This is a genomic window from Halothiobacillus neapolitanus c2 (genome assembly GCF_000024765.1).
In the GTDB taxonomy this organism is placed as follows: domain Bacteria; phylum Pseudomonadota; class Gammaproteobacteria; order Halothiobacillales; family Halothiobacillaceae; genus Halothiobacillus; species Halothiobacillus neapolitanus.
This window is the reverse complement of sequence record NC_013422.1, coordinates 1,877,079-1,894,460: the sequence shown is the minus strand read 5'-3', so window position 1 is coordinate 1,894,460 and position 17,382 is coordinate 1,877,079. Positions and strand designations below refer to the sequence as shown.

The following is a 17,382-nucleotide window of genomic DNA, read 5'->3' as shown; positions in this document are numbered from 1 at the left end:
TCTGGTCCCATTTATTGGGCAGCCGGTTCCATCACGCACAACAGCGGATGGTCATTTTGGCGTGCAACCTGATTGACCTGCGCCACGCGGGTTTCTGCTATTTCCCGCGTAAATATGCCGCAGACGCCTCGACCTTTGTGATGAACCTCTAACATAACCCGTTCAGCCTGTTCGGTCGATAGGTAAAACAACTCAACCAGAATGCGAATGACGAAATCCATTGGCGTGAAGTCGTCATTGAGCAGAATTACCTGATACATCGGCGGCTCGGCGACAATAGCCTCCGGAATGGATTCGGTATCTGTCGTGGTGATTTGATCGACCATATCTCTGACTCTGTGGGCGTTTGGGCAAGAAACTAGGGTAAAAGCTTGGGACCAAGATTTGCCGCCCAGAGGCTCGTCAGCGACTGGCTGATTTGCGTGCTGGTTTTACCCAGAAGCTCCTCAAATGGGCTCTTGCTTGGCGTAAGGTCGACTTCATTTTTCAGGTGCAACTCATCTCGGACCACGCTACGCACCGTGCCCAGGCCGTCGATCAGTCCGTTCTTCTGTGCCTGTGCGCCGGTGTAGATCAGGCCGGAGAACAGGTCGGGGTCGTTAGCGAGTCGTTTGCCTCGGCCTTTTTTCACGGCATCAATGAACTGCTGGTGAACCTGATCAAGCAGGTTTTGCATGTATTGCACCTGTGCTGGATTCTCGGGAGAGAACGGGTCGAGCATCGCTTTATTGGCACCCGAAGTAATCAGCCGGCTTTCGATGCCGAGTTTCTGCATGGCGTCCACAAACCCGAAGCTATCCATCCGCACGCCGATCGAACCGACGAGAGAGGCCTGATTTGCAAAAATTTTGTCGGCTGCGGCGGCTATGTAATACCCACCGGAAGCGCATACATCCTCGACGACGGCATAAACCGGCTTGGCAGGGTATTCCTTGCGCAATCGCATGATGGCGTCAAAGATTTCGCCAGATTGAACGGGGCTGCCGCCCGGCGTGTTCATGCGCAGAACGATGCCCTTGATTTGGGTGTTCTTGAACGCCTTTTCAAGTACGGGGATGATTTCCTCCGCGGACGCTTCTTGCCCTGCGGCAATCACCCCGCTGATATCGATGATGCCTGCCGATGGCTGTTTGATAACAACACCATGGTCGTCATCGAGATCGCCGCTGAGGGAGATCCAAGCAATGATCCAGATTACCAACGCGAGGCTGATCAGCCGGAAAAATACCCGCCAACGGCGTGCGCTGCGTTGTTCTTTCAGGCCTTGGCGGGCAAGATCGAGTAACGCCTCGCGCGCCCAGGCATCGTCTCCCGCTGTCGTCTTTTCCGACGCGTTCGTGTGTTGTGCGGTTGCCGCACCGAGATTGGGTTCAATGCGCAGATCATCATTTGGCGGCTGGGTGGTGCTCATTCGTTCGTACTCACTTTATTCTGGCTCGCTTTTTGAGCGGTGGCGGACTGAAACAGCGGCAACAGGCTGGGTAGATCATGAATGACGGCGGCCGGTTTGGCGGCATGCAGACGCTCGATTTCGTGTGCGCCGTGGGTGATGGCGATGGGGACGCAGCCCGCATTGTGTGCCATCAGTAAGTCAAAGTCAGTATCACCGATCATCCAGGCCTGCGCCGGTTCCAGCCCGAATTCATCCAGCAATTCCATCAGCATCAAGGGTGATGGTTTGGATGCGGTTTGCTCGGCTGTTCGTGTACCCAGAAAATAGTGACCCAGGCCTGTTTCTTCAAGTGCTTCGCGCAAACCTCTGTTCGATTTTCCAGTGGCAATGGCCAGCCAGCAGCCCGATTCGCGCAGATCGTTCAGCAGGGTTGTCGCCCCGGCATAGGTTTCGAGGGTGTCGGTTCGGCTGAAATAGAACTGCTGATAGGTTTTTCCTAATGCCTGCGCCTGCTCAAGCGAAAGGTTTGGATAGAGCGCCCGGCACGCTTCGACTAACCCGAGCCCGATGATGCCTTGTATCGTTTCGGGCGCCAGCGGCGGCAGGTTACTGTGCGCGATGGCCATCTCGAAGCTGCGCACAATGTGGCCGGTGGACTGAACCAGCGTGCCGTCCCAGTCAAAAATGATCAGTTGGGGTGGTGTAAGGACAGGGTTCATTTCGGGTCGTGTTCCGGCAGCGTTAGATTGAGTTGTTGTGCCAGCGAACGCCATTTATCTGGGATCGGGGCCGTCAACTGCAGTGGTTGTTCTGTTTGCGGATGCGTCAGCATCAGGCGATACGCGTGCAGCAGTAGCGGCGGGCGTCGTCGGGCCGAGGCGCCAGTGGATGGAAAGAGCCGTTTGTCCCATTCGCGCTGACCGTATTTTTCATCGCCGACGATCGGGTGGTTCTCGTGCGCGGTGTGTACGCGAATCTGATGCGTGCGACCGGTTTCAAGTTGCGCGCGCAGCAGGGTGGCGTTTTTGTTGGCGGCCAGCACGGCGAAATGGGTCACGGCTTCCTTGCCTTGTGGGTTGACCTGCACCCGATGCGACTCACCTTCGCCCTGCCATTTTTCCAATGGCGCATCGACGCGTTTGAGTTTGTCTGGCCAATGACCATGCACGATGGCCAGATACTGCTTTTCGGCATGGCCTTCCGGCCGGAACTGGGTTTGCAGCGAATGCAGTGTGGCGCGGGTCTTGGCCAGAATCAACAGGCCGCTGGTGTCACGATCAATGCGATGGGCCAGTTCGAGTTTTTCGCCCAATCCCGTGTGTTGGCGCATGAGTTCAATCAGACCAAAAGGGATGTTCGAGCCGCCGTGGACGGCAAGGCCAGCAGGTTTGTTGACGGCCAGCAGGGCTTCGTCTTCGTACACGATCATGTCCGCAGCGCGTGCGAGCCAGTTCGCCGAGATCACGCCCGCCGATTCTTGTGAGGGGCTTTGCAGCTTGAGTGGTGGAATGCGGACCTCATCGCCCGTCGCAAGCCGAGTGGTCGGCTTGGCGCGTTGACTGTTCACGCGGACTTCTCCGGTGCGCAGAATGCGATAAATCAGGGAGCGCGGAACCTCGCCATGCGTCGCGCCCAATTCGCGCAGCAGAAAATTGTCGATGCGTTGACCTGCATAGTGCGCATCGACAGTGACGCGGCGCACGGATTGTTTCTTTTCGATAGGCTGACCGGAGGGCGCCTTAAGGTGTGTATTCATTCCTGCATTATGGCGTATTTCAATCGCATTTATTATGGGCATCACGTGATGGGTGTTGTGTTACACTCCACAAGCTTTGATTGGCTCGTGTCCGCTTTCGTCCAGTTTGATGGTGTGGAAATTTTCCATCGGAATGGCGTCGAGGCTAGGCTCGAGCAATCAAGCGCGCCACTTCAGATTTCCTGCTTGCCCTAACCCATGGGGGCGGGTGACTGAAGCGGGCAGACCGCCGGATCGGCGGTTCGTTCACGAAGCCCTTGATAATCTTTTGTTTTGAAATGGCTTCAAACAGTTTCCGTATTAATTACGACTATTCCTAAGGATTTATGCGCCTGTTCTGGCTGGTGACACTGGTTTTGCTCCATGAAGTTGTGCCGCGTCTTCGCGGTACAACGGCTTGCTCGGGCCTCGATTGGGTGGCGGTTTCGGTTTCAAACCGCCGTCATCGTTCGTCGCGCCCGGCTAATTTCATGCCAATCGACCTGCAGCCACAATCGCATCAATCTCCCCTCCCAGTGTTAACGTCCCCGCTCAAGGCCGATTGGCCGCAGCCCGCATGGCTGCGCGGGTGGCGTTTTATTCGAGAATCAATCCATGAAAAGAATGCTAATCAATGCCACCCAGGCCGAAGAGATTCGGGTGGCGCTCGTCGATGGACAGACGCTCTATGATATCGACATAGAAACGCCCGGCCACGAGCAGAAAAAATCCAACGTTTACAAAGCGTTAATTACACGCATTGAGCCGAGTCTCGAAGCGGTTTTCGTCAACTACGGCGCAGACCGCCATGGTTTTTTGCCCTTCAAGGAAATTGCACGCAGCTATTTTGATTCGGAGGCCGTCGATGACAAGGGTCGCCCGATCATCAAGTCGGCGCTGAAAGAAGGCCAGGAAATCATCGTTCAGGTCGAGAAGGAAGAGCGCGGCAATAAAGGTGCCGCCCTCACTACGTTCGTCAGCCTGGCGGGACGATACCTTGTTTTAATGCCCAACAACCCGCGGGCGGGCGGGGTTTCCCGTCGCATCGAGGGCGATGATCGCGCCGAGATCAAGGCGGCGCTGTCCGAGTTGGTCGTGCCCGAAGGCATGGGTCTGATCGTCCGCACGGCAGGTGTCGGACGTGAACCCGCCGAACTGCAATCGGATCTCGACTACCTGCAACAGGTATGGGACGCCATTGTCAAAAAATCGGAAGCCCGCAAGGCCCCGTTCCTGATTTATCAGGAAAGCGACCTGATTATCCGTGCGCTGCGCGATTACATGCGCAACGACATCGGCGAGGTGCTGATCGACGAGCCCAATATGCATCAGCAGGCGCTGGATTTCGTCAATCTGGTGTCGCCGGATTCCGTGGACAAGATTCGCCTCTACCAGGATCGTACCCCGTTATTCACGCGTTACCAGATCGAATCCCAGATCGAATCGGCCTACGAGCGGAATGTGACCCTGCCTTCCGGCGGCGAGCTGGTATTCGATGTGGCCGAGGCCCTGACGGCGGTCGACATCAATTCCGGCCGCAGCACCAAAGGGCAGGATATCGAAGATACGGCCTTCAACACGAACCTTGAAGCAGCCGATGAGATCGCTCGTCAACTGCGCCTACGGGACTTGGGCGGTCTGGTCGTCATCGATTTCATCGACATGGGGCAACCCAAACATCAACGGGAAGTAGAGAACCGCCTGCGCGATGCACTCAAGATGGATCGTGCCCGGGTGCAACTGGGACGAATTTCCCGTTTCGGCTTGCTCGAAATGTCGCGTCAGCGGTTGTCCGCCTCTCTGGAAGAATCGGCGCAGCATGTGTGCCCGCGCTGCATGGGGCAGGGGCATATCCGTTCGGTTGAATCCTTGGCGCTTTCGATCATGCGCTTGATGATCGATGAGTCCATGAAAGATCAGACCGGTCGGGTCGTCGCTCAGGTGCCCGTCGATGTGGGCACCTACCTGCTCAACGAAAAGCGCCTTCAGCTCCACGAGATTGAGCAGAATCATCAGGTTGAGGTGTTGGTGATTCCCAACATCAATCTGGAAACACCACACTTTAAAATCGAACGCGTTCGTCGCTCTGATCTTGCCGAGTCGCCGGCCAATTCACGTGCCCTTATTGAACCGCTCGCCGTGGCCGTACCTGACCTGGAGCGTGCGCCGCGCCGTCCGGCGGCGCCGGTTGAACCGATTCGCCCCGTGCCGCAGTCTGCGCCTCGGCCCAAGGTTGTCGCCAGCGTCCCCGATGTGGCTACTGAACCGGCGGCCAGCACGAGCGCAGCCAATATCGGTGCGTTGGGATTGCTCAAGCGCGTGATTGGTCAGATTTTCGGTGCCGGTGACAAGCGGGTTGAGGCGGAAGTGGCCGCTCCCCGTGATCCGGCTAGGAAGGCATCATCGAATCGACCGCCGCGTGCGAAGGACGAGAATCGGGCCACACCGAATCGATTACCTCGTGCCGCGACGCAAACGAGCGAGTCAGAAGCAAGACTAGAGGATAAGCGCCGTGATGAAGGCAAGGTAGAGGGCACGAAACCAGAAGGTTCGAGCAACCGTCGTCGTCGTTCACGCAGCAGAAAACCAGCGGAAGGCCAAAGAGATGCTCAGGTTAATACCGCCGCTTCGGCGAATCAGCCTGCTGAAGCACCGGCTGTCACCACGGATACTGCAGAGGGCAAGGGCTCAGCGAAAGCACCTGAAAAAACCACGGCCCGTCAACGCGAGCCCCGCTCATCCGAGCCGGCCGTTCGTCCGATTGCCGCACACGAGCAAAGTCTGATCGACCAGCAACTCAAGGCGCCGGTGGCATCACCTTCTGCCTTGCCTCTCAATGTTGCAGTCAAACGTGATCCGGCTGCTGCATTGGCACCAAACGCGGCATTGGGATTGCTCGCGGATGATGTGATCGTTCCCGCTCTTGTGGCTGCGGCCATAACGCCCAAGGCAGAAGCCCAGATTGCTGCACCTCAGCCCGAAGATACAGCGGCAAACGAAGTGAATGTGGCGCCTTCTGCTCCTATGGTCGAATCGCAGGCCGAAGCACCGACGGATACCACGATTGCGGCAGTCACCCCAGTCGTTGCAGAACCGGTATCCGCAGCGGAGCCTGTCATTCACACGAAGGAAGAAATGCCGTCAGTGGCCGCAACCGAGTCGCCGGTTGAAACGTCCACGCTCATCCCTGAAGCGATAGCTGAACAGATCGTTGCGCAGCCGGTAGAAGCAACGAACGATTCTCCATGGTCGCAAGCCAGTGCCATACTGGCTGCCAAGCAAGACGAGGTTGCTGCACCTGCCGCATCAGAGACCAAAGTCGCCGACGAACCGGTCTCTGAGAAAGCGCCGACAGACGTGCAGCCGAATGCGTCGGCAGTCGACGAAGTTGAACCTCCGGTCGCTCAGGCCGAGTCGATCCATGATTCTCCTGCTATGGCGTCCGAACATGCGCCTGTGGCGGAGGCGATCATTGAATCTGCGCCCGTCGAATCTGAGCCTGTGGAAGCGGTTACCGAAGCCGAGCAGCCGGAGGCGACGACAGCGGACGCTGTCACTGAAGCGACAACTCAGGTTGAAACAGCGCCTCAAGAAGACGTTCATCCAGAAGCGATTGCAACGACAGATTCTGCCGAAGAGACCGTTCGTAAGGAACCAAATGCATAAGATCGGTTTCGATTAGTCGGAAATGAAAAAAGCCCGGGTTTTCCGGGCTTTTTCTTTGGTTTCGTCCTGCGGTTCTGGCTGGTATTTGCCGGGCGGGATCACTCTGATCGGTAACGACGCCTCGTTGTGTGCCAGTGCTTAGTGCAGCAGCCCGAACATTTTACGACGCCAGATCTTCGTGAGGGCGTGATCGGAGCCAAGAAGCTCGAAGATATCGAGCAGGCCGCGACGACCGGCGTCATCCTTGAATTGACGATCACGTTGCATGATGGCGAAGAACTGGGCGAGTGCGCATTCATAGTCTTGCATCATGGCACAACGTGAAGCGAGCTGTTCGCGTGCGTCAAGATCATTGTCGTCGGCCTCTATGCGCGCTTTCAAATCCTCAACACTCGGGCCGTCTCCTGCATGTTGCGCCAAGTGAATTCGGGCTTTGAGTTCCTTGACGTCCTTGCGTGTGGCGACATCAATCGGCAGGGCATCGATGATTTGCATGGCCTGATCGTGGTCGCCCGTCTTGCTGATGATTTCGGCCAAATCGATCAGAACGTCTGCATTATTTGGTTCGATGGCATTGGCTTGCTTGAGCAGATCGATTGCCTCTTCGATGGCACCGGCATCGGCTTGTTCGCGCGCCTGATTTCTCAGGGCCCGCACCTCAGAAACGATGTGTTTTTCCAGGAATTCTCGAACCTGGCTTTCCGGCAACGCCCCCATGAATTGATCCACCGGCGCGCCATTGATGACCAACATCACGGTCGGCAGGCTGCGAATGCCGAAATGACCGGCCAATTGCGCTTCGACATCCGTGTTGACCTTGGCGAGCTGCAATTTGCCGCCATAGCTTTCGGTGATCTGTTCGAGCATGGGCTTGAGTGTCCGGCAGGGGCCGCACCATTCCGCCCAAAAATCCACAAGTACAGGCGTCTCGAAGGAGGCATCGATGACGCGGGTCTGAAATTCTGCGGCGGTAACGTCGAAAATATAAGGCAGATCGGACATGAGTATCCCCGTGGTTTAAATGTGAAAAATGAAAGAAGTGGGAAGTGTATGGCGGTGATGCTGCCTGATTTCAAGACGTGCCATCGGCAGAACCCTGTTCGTGCTGCTATGCTCCACCCCCTTTTTGCTTTTCGGCGCGGCCACACTCTGGGTCAACTTATGTCCTCCATCCCTGAATCTTTGGCGGTACGTACATCTCGTTCCGCCCGTCATCATCCCTATTTCTGGCCGTTGGTCGCCCTGCTGCTGCTCGGTTTGCTGTGGGGTTATAACTGGGTGGTGATGAAAGGCGGTTTGAGCGAGATTGCCGCGCTGTGGTTCGGCGCCCTGCGTACGATCATTCCCGCCGTGTTGCTGCTGCTCATGCTACCTGCAACGGGCCGATCGCTCAGACCGCCGCCCATGCATTACGTTATTCCATTGGGGCTCCTGCAAACTGCCGGCTTTGTCGGCTTCATGATGTGGGCGTTGCAAACCGGTGCGGCGGGCGAGACAGCCGTGATCGTATTCACCATGCCACTCTGGCTGATGCTGATGGCGCATGTCGTATTGCATGAACGCTTGACCGGGCGCCAATGGCTGGCGCTGGGCATCGCCGGTATCGGTTTGTTTTTCATGATTGCGCCGTGGCGGGGGCATCTGGCCGTTGGTGCGTCGTTATTTGCCGTGTTGTCCGGTTTGACCTGGGCGGGCGGCTCGATCTGGCAGAAGAAATTCGGCGCGCGCTATAAGCTTGATTTGCTCAACGTCACGGCCTGGCAGATGCTGTTCGGTGGCTTTGCCATCCTGCTGGCCGCGGTGATGCTGGAGCCCTGGCACGCCGAATGGACGCCGCATCTTTTGTGGGTTCTGTTCTACAACATCGTTCCGGCGGGCGCGCTGGGCTGGATTCTCTGGATTTACGCGCTGCACAATCTGCCTACCCGATTTGCCGGATTTGGCTCGTTGCTGATTCCCAGCGTCGGTGTGCTGGGCGCTTGGCTGCAATTGGGCGAGCGGCCCGGTACGTTCGAATTGATCGGCATCATCCTGATTCTTATCGCCTTGCTTCTGTCGCTCCTGACGCGCCGAAACTGACTGAATGGGCATCAACTGCCGCGTTGCGTGTACACTTTCCCGGCAGCGTGTCGATGACGGGCAAACCCCGAGTTGATCGCTGACCTTACCGTGATGCTGTTTGATCCTGTTTTGTCCCTTGTTTCCTGTTCTGAGTGTTGATTTTCCATGGCAGATTCTACGAATACTCAACAATACGACGCCCGTGCCATCGAGGTGCTTACCGGCCTTGAGCCCGTGCGCAAGCGGCCGGGCATGTACACCGATACCACGCGGCCTAATCACCTGGCGCAGGAAGTCATCGACAACAGCGTCGATGAGGCCGTCAGTGGCTTTGCTAGCCGGATCGATGTGGTGTTGCACGCCGATGGTTCGCTTTCCGTTACCGACGACGGGCGCGGGATGCCGGTCGATATCCACCCCGAACACGGTGTGACGGGTGTTGAACTCATTCTCACGCGCCTGCATGCGGGCGGAAAATTCTCCGACAAAACTTACCGCTTTTCCGGCGGTTTGCATGGCGTGGGCGTATCTGTCGTCAACGCCTTGTCCGAAAAACTCACCGTCGAGATTCGTCGGGACGGGAAAATCTGGCAGATGGCCTTTGCCGACGGCGCACCTGTTGGCGAACTCGCCGAGGCCGGTACGGTGCCGAAAAAGCAGACCGGCACGCGTTTGCACTTTTGGCCGAGGGCGAGCTATTTCGATCAGCCCAAGTTCTTGGTGAGTCGCTTGTTGCATGTCTTGCGCGCCAAGGCCGTGCTGTGCCCTGGGCTCACGGTCACGTTTATCGATGAGTCCAGCGACGAGCCGCAAAAAATCTGGCATTTTGAGAACGGTTTGTGCGATTACCTGCTCGGGGCGCTCGAAGGACGGGCGATTATTCCGGCTCAGGGGTTTGTCGGCCACATGAGTGCCGAACTGGCCGAGCGGCCGCAAATGGTCGATTGGGCGCTGGTCTGGCTGGAAGAGGGCGGCGAACCGCTGACCGAAAGCTATGTGAATCTGATCCCGACGCCACAGGGCGGCACACACGTTAACGGCCTTCGTCAGGGTTTGACCGAGGCGGTGCGCGAGTTCTGCGATTTCCGTAATCTGGTGCCGCGTGGCGTTAAATTAACGCCCGAGGATGTGTTTGATCGCGTCGCGTTCGTGTTGTCGGCCAAGTTATCCGAACCGCAGTTCGCCGGACAAATGAAAGAGCGCCTGTCTTCGCGTGAGTCGGCGAGTTTTATCGGCGGCGTGATCAAGGATTCCTTGTCGCTCTGGCTCAACCAGCATCCGGAGCAGGGCGAAATCATCGCGCGCATCGCCATCGATGCCGCACAGACGCGGCTCAAGAACGACAAGAAAGTCGCCCGCAAGCGGGTGACGGCCGGGCCCGCGCTGCCCGGCAAGCTTGCCGACTGTACCGCTTCGGATATTTCGCGCACCGAGTTGTTTCTTGTGGAAGGGGATTCGGCAGGCGGTTCGGCTAAACAAGCTCGGGAACGCGACTTTCAGGCCATCATGCCCCTGCGCGGCAAAATTCTGAATACCTGGGAAACCGGGGTCGATCAGGTATTGGCGAGCCAAGAGGTGCATGACATTGCCGTGGCGATTGGTCTTGAGCCGGGCAGTGATGACTTATCCAAGCTGCGGTACGGCAAGGTTTGTATCCTGGCCGATGCCGATTCCGACGGGCTGCACATTGCGACCTTGCTTTGCGCGCTCTTCCTGCGGCATTTCACGGCCCTTGTCCGGGCGGGGCATGTTTTTGTCGCCATGCCGCCGCTGTACCGCATCGATTTGGGCAAGGAAACATTCTACGCACTCGATGAAGCCGAGCGCGACGGCATTCTGGGGCGTTTTGCCGCCGAGCATCGACGCGGCAAGCCCCAAGTCACCCGCTTCAAGGGCCTGGGCGAAATGAATCCCAGCCAGCTACGTGAATCCACACTCGCCCCGCAAACCCGTCGCTTGGTGCAGTTGTCCATCACCGATGATGACCCTTATGCCTTGATGGATATGCTGCTCGCCAAAAAACGCGCAGCCGATCGCCGCGGCTGGCTGGAAGCCAAGGGTGATTTGGCCATCGTCGCGTGATCTGATGTTTGGCCGTGTGTTGTGGTTTTCACCGGTTGTCTTTTTGCTTGTGCTGTTTCTGAGCGTGTCTGCGGCGCAGGCGGCCAGCGGGAGACCTCAACTGCAACTGACCGGCGAGATCACCCAAGCCGAGAACAAAGCGCTGATTCTCCAGGTGGGGCTTTCTGTTCCGCCGATTCGCTTTACGTGTGATGCCTCGCCGGTATTGATGCGGCGCTATTTGCAATCGGCCACCCTGGCGGCGCGGGATGCGCTGCGAGCCATGGGCTATTTCAATGCACAGATTCAAACCCATTTGAAACAAGATCCTGATTGCGCCATACCGACGATGGACATTACCCCTGGCCCAAGGGTGCATATTGCTGCCGTTGATGTAGTCGTGACCACGTCGGCAGGGGACGATCTGACTCGACAGGCGTTTCTGCGTGACTACCTCAAAAAAGCGCGTCCGGCGAAGGATGCGCTTTTAAATCAGGGCGTTTATGTCGCCCTGCGTGACGGCATCATGGAGCGCGTGCGTGGGGCGGGGTATCTGGATGCCAAATGGCGAAGGCATGAGTTGTTGGTCGATCCGAAAACCAACACGGCGGACATTCAGCTTGATCTGGATGCGGGCAGCCGCTACCACATCGGCAAGATCACCATCGATCAGTCGATTATCAAGCCGCTGTTAGCGCAGAATCTGGTCGGTGCGAAAACCGGCGATACCTACACCACGCAAACGCTGGTGGACATGAACCAGAATCTGTCGAGCAGCCAATATTTCAGCGACGTGCGGGTGCGCCCGCAATGGGATCAGCGCACGGCGCATCAGGTGCCCATCACGATTCGCACCCTGCCGAATGAGCCGCGCAGTTATGAACTGCGTGTGGGCTATGGCACGGATACGGGCGCGCGCTTCGGCGGCAAAATCACCCAACGGTACGTGAACCGCTCCGGCCATTCGTGGAAAGCGGATTTGTCCTTGGCACAACGCAAACAAACGCTCGGTGCCACCTACACCATGCCGAAAATCTCAGACCCCCTGAATCAGCATTATGACCTTTATGAGGTGTTTGATCGGGAGCAGGACACCGGCATCACGACGCTATCGTCGACAACGGGCCTGCGCTGGGTGCGCAATTTCAATTCGTGGACGAGCTCCTTGTATAGCGAATACTTGGTCGACCGCAGTCAGTTCGGCACCAATCCCGCACAAACGACCGGTTTTTGGTTGTTTGGTGCGCGTTTGGGCCGCCAGGAGCTTAATGATCCGCTGTTCCCGACCAAAGGATTCGTGTTCAGTAGCGGTATCAGCACGGCGGCAAAACCGTTGCTCTCTAGTACCTCCCTGTTGCGCGCCCACGTGATGCTGGGCGGGCTTTATCCAGTGGGAAAATGGGTGTTCAAGGCGCGCACCGAAGTGGGTGGCGTGGTGACGCCCGATTTCAATTCTTTGCCAAAAAGCCTGCGTTTTTTCGCCGGTGGTGATCAATCCGTGCGCGGTTATGCTTATCAATCGTTGGGCCCAACCGATTCGACCGGTCAGGTGATCGGCGGGCAATACCTGTTTACGGCCAGTGCCGAGGTGATGCATCCCGTATACGGGCGCGATTGGTGGGGCGCGGCGTTTGTCGATACGGGCAACGCCTTTGATGCGTTAAACAACATTCATTTGAATACGGGTGCGGGCGTCGGCATCCGCTGGCGTTCGCCGGTGGGCATGGTGCGCGTGGATGTGGCTTATCCGTTTGATGGCGATCAACGCACACCCCGATTGCATTTGGGCATCGGGGCGGCCTTTTGATGCTGCGCTGGTGTTCACCCCTGTTACAGATATTCGCCTGGTTGATCGGCGGGTTGCTGGCATTGATGTTTGTAGCGTTTATCGGTTTAACGGCAACCACGCCCGGCGCACGTTGGCTTGCAGGGCAGGCCCAGCAACAGGTGGCCGGGCTTTCGATGGGCGCAGTCGAGGGTAATCTATGGCAAGGCTTGCGTATCGATCAGCTCGCTTTTCACGCTCAGGATGGTCTGTCTCTGGATATCGGCAAGGCCGATCTGGCGCTCGATTGGCGGCAATTCTGGCACTTTAACTTGCTCATAAAAAACCTCACCGCCAAAGATGTGGTTTTGCGACTGCCTGCGCCCAGTAAATCAACAGCGCCAGCCAAGCCGTTTGATCTGGCTGATTTGCCGTTGAAACTGCCGGTGGGTATTCAGGTGGCGCATCTGCAGCTCGATTACTTCACGTTAGTGCAGCAAAGCCAAGATGAGCCCAATCCGCAACCCAGCCTAATGCTCACGACCTTGCAAGCCGAGGGCCGTGCGGATGCAGAGATGATTTCATTAAAAATAAACAAGATTGTGGCGGGTATGCCCGCCCAGGCTGTCGCCGATGGGTACACCGATGAGGCCGCGCACAAAACAACCATTGAAGGGCAGGGCGCGCTGCGCGTAGCAGTGGCAACGCCACATCAAATTCAAGGCCATTTAGCGACGATTGTTTCAATGCCACAAGGGTGGGCGTTGGCGCAGATGGCACTGGGCGGCAATCTGGCTAATATTAAAACGCAGCTAAACGGTCGTTGAGAGGGATTTACGACGCCGACGGCTACGCTGCAAGCCGATGCGCTGATCAATCCGCAGCGCATGTCATTGGAAAAATTGCACATCGATACCCTCGATGGATCGCTCTGTGGGCGGGGCAGCGTGGATTTTGCCCCCCAGCTCACAGCCACTATTCACGGGCAGGCAAGGGGTTTGAATCCGGCAAGGCTTGCGCCCGCGGCGGCGGGGCAGGTGGGCTTTGATTACCAGTTTTCATTTGCCCAAAAAGACGACAAGGCAAGTAAGCCCACAACGCCTGAGATGCAATTTAAGCTCACTGAGCTTGGAGGGCATCTAGCCAAGCTGCCCTTCGATGGGCTAACGGTGGATGGTTCGATGGCGAATCAACAGGTCTCGCTGGATATCAGCAACGGGACATTGGCGGGCGGTGCGCTCAAGGCAAAGGGCGAACTGGGCTTGACCGGCGCACGGCCCGTGGCGCTCTCGCTGGATTTGGATCGAGGAGCCCTGCGCGATATGTTGGCATCAACTGGCGTGGTCGCCGAGGGAGCGATCAGCACGCATCTTAAAGTGAACGGTTCATTGGGTATCGATCCGTTGCGGGATGCTCAAATAAGTTTTGACTGGTCAATACCGAGCACGGTGCTGCTTATGCCTGCAACTGCGGCTAATCAAAAAACGGTTCGGGTGCCGTTGTCATTGGCGTTACACGGCAGTTTTGCCGATCAGCGGCTTGATGTGAAGCAGGCAAAAATCAATCTGGCCGATGCGTCCATAAATGCCAAAGGCCGCGTGACGATGGCGGATTTGGCGAAAAATACGCCCGTCGATTTGACCGTGAATGCCCACATCCCGCAACTCGCGCAGATTCCCTGGCAGGCATTCAATCTGCCCGATTTAACCGGCAGTATTGAGCTTAAAACCGAGGTAACGGGCAGCGTGCAGCAACCGAACGCCACCGTTGATTTGCGCGCCCGTAAGCTAGCCTACGCGCAATGGCAGTTGGCTAACTTGAGCCTGAACGGGCGGGTGAAACAGCAGCAGACATCTGTCTACGATCTTTCCCTGCGTGCCGATCAGCTGACGCAAGAGAATGCCAAAAAAACCGCTGATGTGCGTTTGAATAAGCTCACTTTGGATGCACAAGGCCAGTGGCCGCAATTTGTGTTCAATGCGCAAAGCGCCGATGTTGGAGGCGGCTTCAGTGCAGCGCAGCGTTTTAGGCTGACTGCGCAGAGCCCGCAGGGGGAAGTGCGCCTGGCGATTGATGGTTTACTGGCTCAAATTGGGAGTACACCCATATTGAGTTGGAGCGGGCAAATCAAACACCTGGACGTACTGCCCGCGCGCTTTGAAGGTAAATCGATACCGTCATGGCATCTTGAAAAACCCGCAGATCTGACCTTATCAAAGCAGCAACAAACCTTGGGTAAAACGTGTCTGGCCACGGATGCGAGTAAAAAATACCAGTCGGGTCATCTGTGCATTGACCTAGCCAGAAACTTGGCGAGTCAGGAAAAAAGCAAGGGTCAGATGGATGCCGATTTGCCCTTGGCGCTGATCACGCCCTGGCTGCCGATTGCCGCTGATTTGCCCGGACGCGTGCGCGTAACAGCCAATGGGTCGATCACGGCGGGGCAACTGGGCGGCTCGCTGAAATTGAGCTTGCCCGACAGCGAATTTCGTCTGCCTGACACTTTGGATAATCAAGCCTACCACTACAAGAACGTGGATCTGACCGCCCGTGTTCAATCGGGTGTCGTGAATGTAGCAGTTGCCGCTGATGTACCGCAATTGCTCAACATCAAAGGCGGTGGCACCGTGGGGCTAGCCGGGGCAAAACCCCTGGCGCTCGATCTTACGGCAGCGTTGCCCAGCGTGCGCGTTTTACAAGGCTTCTTGCCGCAAGTTGCTGGGCTTAAGGGACAGGCGCGTGCCGATCTCAAGGTTGCCGGTACGCTGGATCAACCCAAGCCCAGTGGAAAGCTCACGGTCGATCAATTGGCGTTCACCCTGCCCGATACCGGAGTGGCTTACGATCAAGGCACGCTCAATGCGCAGATCGACAGCAACGGACAACTTGTTTTTTCCGGTGGTTTGAACGGTTTGGTGGCCCAAGACAGTGCCAATACAATACCGGCAAACAAGCAGCCATCGGCGGTCGCAAAGGGCCATCTGCGTATTCAAGGGACTGGCGATTTGGCCAAGCTGCCTCAATGGGAGGTGCAGGCGCAGATTCAAGGGCAAGACGTTCCGGTATTGCGTCTGCCAAGCCTTCTGATCGATGCCAGTCCTGATTTGACGCTGGATGCCAGCAAGGCGGGCGCAAAAATCGGCGGTTCGATCACACTGCCCACGGTGACCGCGCGCATTGAAAAACTCCCCGACGCGGTGGTCAAATCAACCAATGATTTGGTGATTGTGGGTGAGAAAAAACTTACCCCCACAACGGCTTATCCCGTAACAGCGGATATCAAACTGATTCTGGGCCAAGCAGTTTCGCTCGCCGGCATGGGTTTTTCGACCGGTTTGACCGGTACGCTTAACCTGCGCCTGCGTCCGAACGCGCCCTTGGCTGCATTCGGCGAAATTGATTTAATCAACGGCACGTACAAAGCCTATGGGCAAAATCTGGCCGTCAAACAGGGGCGGTTACAGTTTGTCGGGCCGTTGGGCGATCCGGGTATTGCGGCCACTGCGCAACGGGTCGTTGGTGACACCACGGTCGGGCTGAACATCACTGGCACGCTGTATCAACCCAAAACAACCGTGTTTTCATCGCCCTCCTTGCCCGAATCCGATGCCCTGTCGATACTGCTGACTGGTAAGCCCTTGAGCGATTCGGGATCGGGGGATCGGGCCATGCTGATGAATGCTATTGCCGGTCTCGGTGTGGCGCAGGGCAACGATATCGTGCGCGACATCGGCCAGAAGTTCGGCTTTGATTCGGTTGGTTTGGACACCTCCGGGGGATTTGGCGATACGCAGCTTTCCCTAGGTAAACAAATCGGTGACCGTCTCTTCGTGCGGTACGCGGTGGGTGTGGTCAATGGCTTGAGTGAACTCATCACGCAATACAAATTAAGCAATCTGTTTTCAATCGAAATCACCACGAGTCCAGACGCGACCGGCGGTGATCTGATCTACCGGATTCACTGATGTTGATTTTGTTACTGGCCGCGATGGGCCTACTGGCACTGTTATCTTGGTGGCCGAACTGGTGGGTAGGACAGGTGATGGCGCGCCATGCCCAACCGGCCGACCGCTATCCTTTTTCCGGCGGGGATCTGGCGCGTTATCTGCTGGATCGACGCGGATTGAGTGACGTGACGGTCGAGGCCACCAAGGAGGGCGATCATTACGATCCCCATGCGCGCAGCGTGCGTTTGTCGCCGGCAAATTTCAGCGGTCGATCACTCACGGCCATCACCGTGGCGGCGCATGAAGTGGGCCATGCCTTGCAACATGCCGAGGGCGATCCGGCCTTCGCGCGACGCCAAGAGATGGTCGAACGCAGCGCCTGGGCGCAACGCGTGGCCGGTTGGATTCTGGTGGCAATTCCGGCGGTGACGCTGATCGAAAAGCAACCCGCGCCCGCTTTGGTGATGCTGGTCGTCGGTGTGCTGACGATGGCAGTGCCGCTGGTCGCGCAGTTATCGAACCTGCCTATCGAGCTGGACGCCAGCTTCAAGCGCGCGCTGCCCATGCTTGAAGAATGCGGCTGGCTCGGTAAGGCCGAAAAAAAACCGGCACGGCAGATTCTGCGTGCGGCCGCTTTCACCTATGTCGCCCAAGCGTTGTCTTCGGTGCTCAATGTCGTCAAATGGTTGCGCGGACTGCGGATGTAGTGGGGCGTTTCGCCCTGGTCGGAGCGCTCACTTCGCTCATTATCTTC

General features: G+C 57.2%; 12 protein-coding genes. 7 read left to right on the top strand and 5 right to left on the bottom strand.

The features are described from left to right. Positions 1-11: 11 nt before the first annotated feature. Genes clpS through HNEAP_RS08745 form a run of 4 tightly spaced genes read right to left on the bottom strand, consistent with a single transcriptional unit; the run spans position 12 to position 3,149 of the window. Positions 12-326 (bottom strand): ATP-dependent Clp protease adapter ClpS, encoded by a 315-nt coding sequence (clpS, locus tag HNEAP_RS08760; RefSeq protein WP_012824616.1) that lies wholly within the window; start codon positions 324-326, stop codon positions 12-14. A 32-nt stretch (positions 327-358) separates the two neighbouring features. Next, positions 359-1,411 (bottom strand): signal peptide peptidase SppA, encoded by a 1,053-nt coding sequence (gene sppA, locus HNEAP_RS08755; RefSeq protein WP_012824615.1) that lies wholly within the window; start codon positions 1,409-1,411, stop codon positions 359-361. Further along, positions 1,408-2,112, bottom strand: a complete 705-nt coding sequence (locus HNEAP_RS08750) for an HAD family hydrolase (RefSeq protein WP_012824614.1) — start codon at positions 2,110-2,112, stop codon at positions 1,408-1,410. The genes sppA and HNEAP_RS08750 overlap by 4 nt, the downstream gene beginning before the upstream one ends. Next, positions 2,109-3,149, bottom strand: coding sequence for an RluA family pseudouridine synthase (locus tag HNEAP_RS08745; protein WP_012824613.1), 1,041 nt, complete (start codon positions 3,147-3,149; stop codon positions 2,109-2,111). The genes HNEAP_RS08750 and HNEAP_RS08745 overlap by 4 nt, the downstream gene beginning before the upstream one ends. A gap of 594 nt (positions 3,150-3,743) precedes the next feature. Between HNEAP_RS08745 and HNEAP_RS08735 the strand changes: the two genes are divergently transcribed. Further along, positions 3,744-6,794, top strand: a complete 3,051-nt coding sequence (locus HNEAP_RS08735) for an Rne/Rng family ribonuclease (RefSeq protein WP_012824612.1) — start codon at positions 3,744-3,746, stop codon at positions 6,792-6,794. Positions 6,795-6,932: 138 nt separating this feature from the next. Here HNEAP_RS08735 and trxA read toward each other — a convergent pair whose 3' ends face one another. Further along, entirely contained in the window at positions 6,933-7,796 is an 864-nt protein-coding gene (gene trxA, locus HNEAP_RS08730; protein WP_012824611.1) for a thioredoxin, read from the bottom strand. Positions 7,797-7,955: 159 nt separating this feature from the next. Here trxA and HNEAP_RS08725 point away from each other — a divergent pair, with 159 nt between their 5' ends. From HNEAP_RS08725 to HNEAP_RS08700, 6 genes are all read left to right on the top strand, one after another. Beyond that, positions 7,956-8,873: a DMT family transporter gene (locus HNEAP_RS08725; protein WP_166636003.1), complete on the top strand. Its 918-nt coding sequence runs from the start codon at positions 7,956-7,958 to the stop codon at positions 8,871-8,873. A 147-nt stretch (positions 8,874-9,020) separates the two neighbouring features. Next, entirely contained in the window at positions 9,021-10,937 is a 1,917-nt protein-coding gene (gene parE / locus HNEAP_RS08720; protein ID WP_012824609.1) for a DNA topoisomerase IV subunit B, read from the top strand. Next, positions 10,915-12,723 (top strand): autotransporter assembly complex protein TamA, encoded by a 1,809-nt coding sequence (locus HNEAP_RS08715; protein ID WP_041600414.1) that lies wholly within the window; start codon positions 10,915-10,917, stop codon positions 12,721-12,723. The genes parE and HNEAP_RS08715 overlap by 23 nt, the downstream gene beginning before the upstream one ends. Beyond that, the gene (locus tag HNEAP_RS08710; RefSeq protein WP_012824607.1) at positions 12,723-13,508 is read left to right on the top strand and encodes an AsmA family protein; all 786 of its coding nucleotides are present in this window, start codon (positions 12,723-12,725) and stop codon (positions 13,506-13,508) included. Before HNEAP_RS08715 ends, HNEAP_RS08710 begins: the two co-directional genes overlap by 1 nt. A gap of 60 nt (positions 13,509-13,568) precedes the next feature. After that, the gene (locus HNEAP_RS08705) at positions 13,569-16,646 is read left to right on the top strand and encodes a translocation/assembly module TamB domain-containing protein (protein ID WP_012824606.1); all 3,078 of its coding nucleotides are present in this window, start codon (positions 13,569-13,571) and stop codon (positions 16,644-16,646) included. Further along, the gene (locus HNEAP_RS08700) at positions 16,643-17,335 is read left to right on the top strand and encodes a zinc metallopeptidase (protein WP_041600413.1); all 693 of its coding nucleotides are present in this window, start codon (positions 16,643-16,645) and stop codon (positions 17,333-17,335) included. Before HNEAP_RS08705 ends, HNEAP_RS08700 begins: the two co-directional genes overlap by 4 nt. Positions 17,336-17,382: the final 47 nt, after the last annotated feature.

Excerpts from the sequence above, each read along its gene's own strand:
- HNEAP_RS08725 (WP_166636003.1), top strand. The coding sequence starts at position 7,956 with ATGTCCTCCATCCCTGAATCTTTGGCGGTACGTACATCTCGTTCCGCC.
- HNEAP_RS08745 (WP_012824613.1), bottom strand. The coding sequence starts at position 3,149 with ATGAATACACACCTTAAGGCGCCCTCCGGTCAGCCTATCGAAAAGAAA.
- HNEAP_RS08735 (WP_012824612.1), top strand. The coding sequence starts at position 3,744 with ATGAAAAGAATGCTAATCAATGCCACCCAGGCCGAAGAGATTCGGGTG.
- HNEAP_RS08705 (WP_012824606.1), top strand. The coding sequence starts at position 13,569 with ATGTCATTGGAAAAATTGCACATCGATACCCTCGATGGATCGCTCTGT.
- HNEAP_RS08750 (WP_012824614.1), bottom strand. The coding sequence starts at position 2,112 with ATGAACCCTGTCCTTACACCACCCCAACTGATCATTTTTGACTGGGAC.
- HNEAP_RS08710 (WP_012824607.1), top strand. The coding sequence starts at position 12,723 with ATGCTGCGCTGGTGTTCACCCCTGTTACAGATATTCGCCTGGTTGATC.
- parE (WP_012824609.1), top strand. The coding sequence starts at position 9,021 with ATGGCAGATTCTACGAATACTCAACAATACGACGCCCGTGCCATCGAG.
- trxA (WP_012824611.1), bottom strand. The coding sequence starts at position 7,796 with ATGTCCGATCTGCCTTATATTTTCGACGTTACCGCCGCAGAATTTCAG.
- sppA (WP_012824615.1), bottom strand. The coding sequence starts at position 1,411 with ATGAGCACCACCCAGCCGCCAAATGATGATCTGCGCATTGAACCCAAT.
- clpS (WP_012824616.1), bottom strand. The coding sequence starts at position 326 with ATGGTCGATCAAATCACCACGACAGATACCGAATCCATTCCGGAGGCT.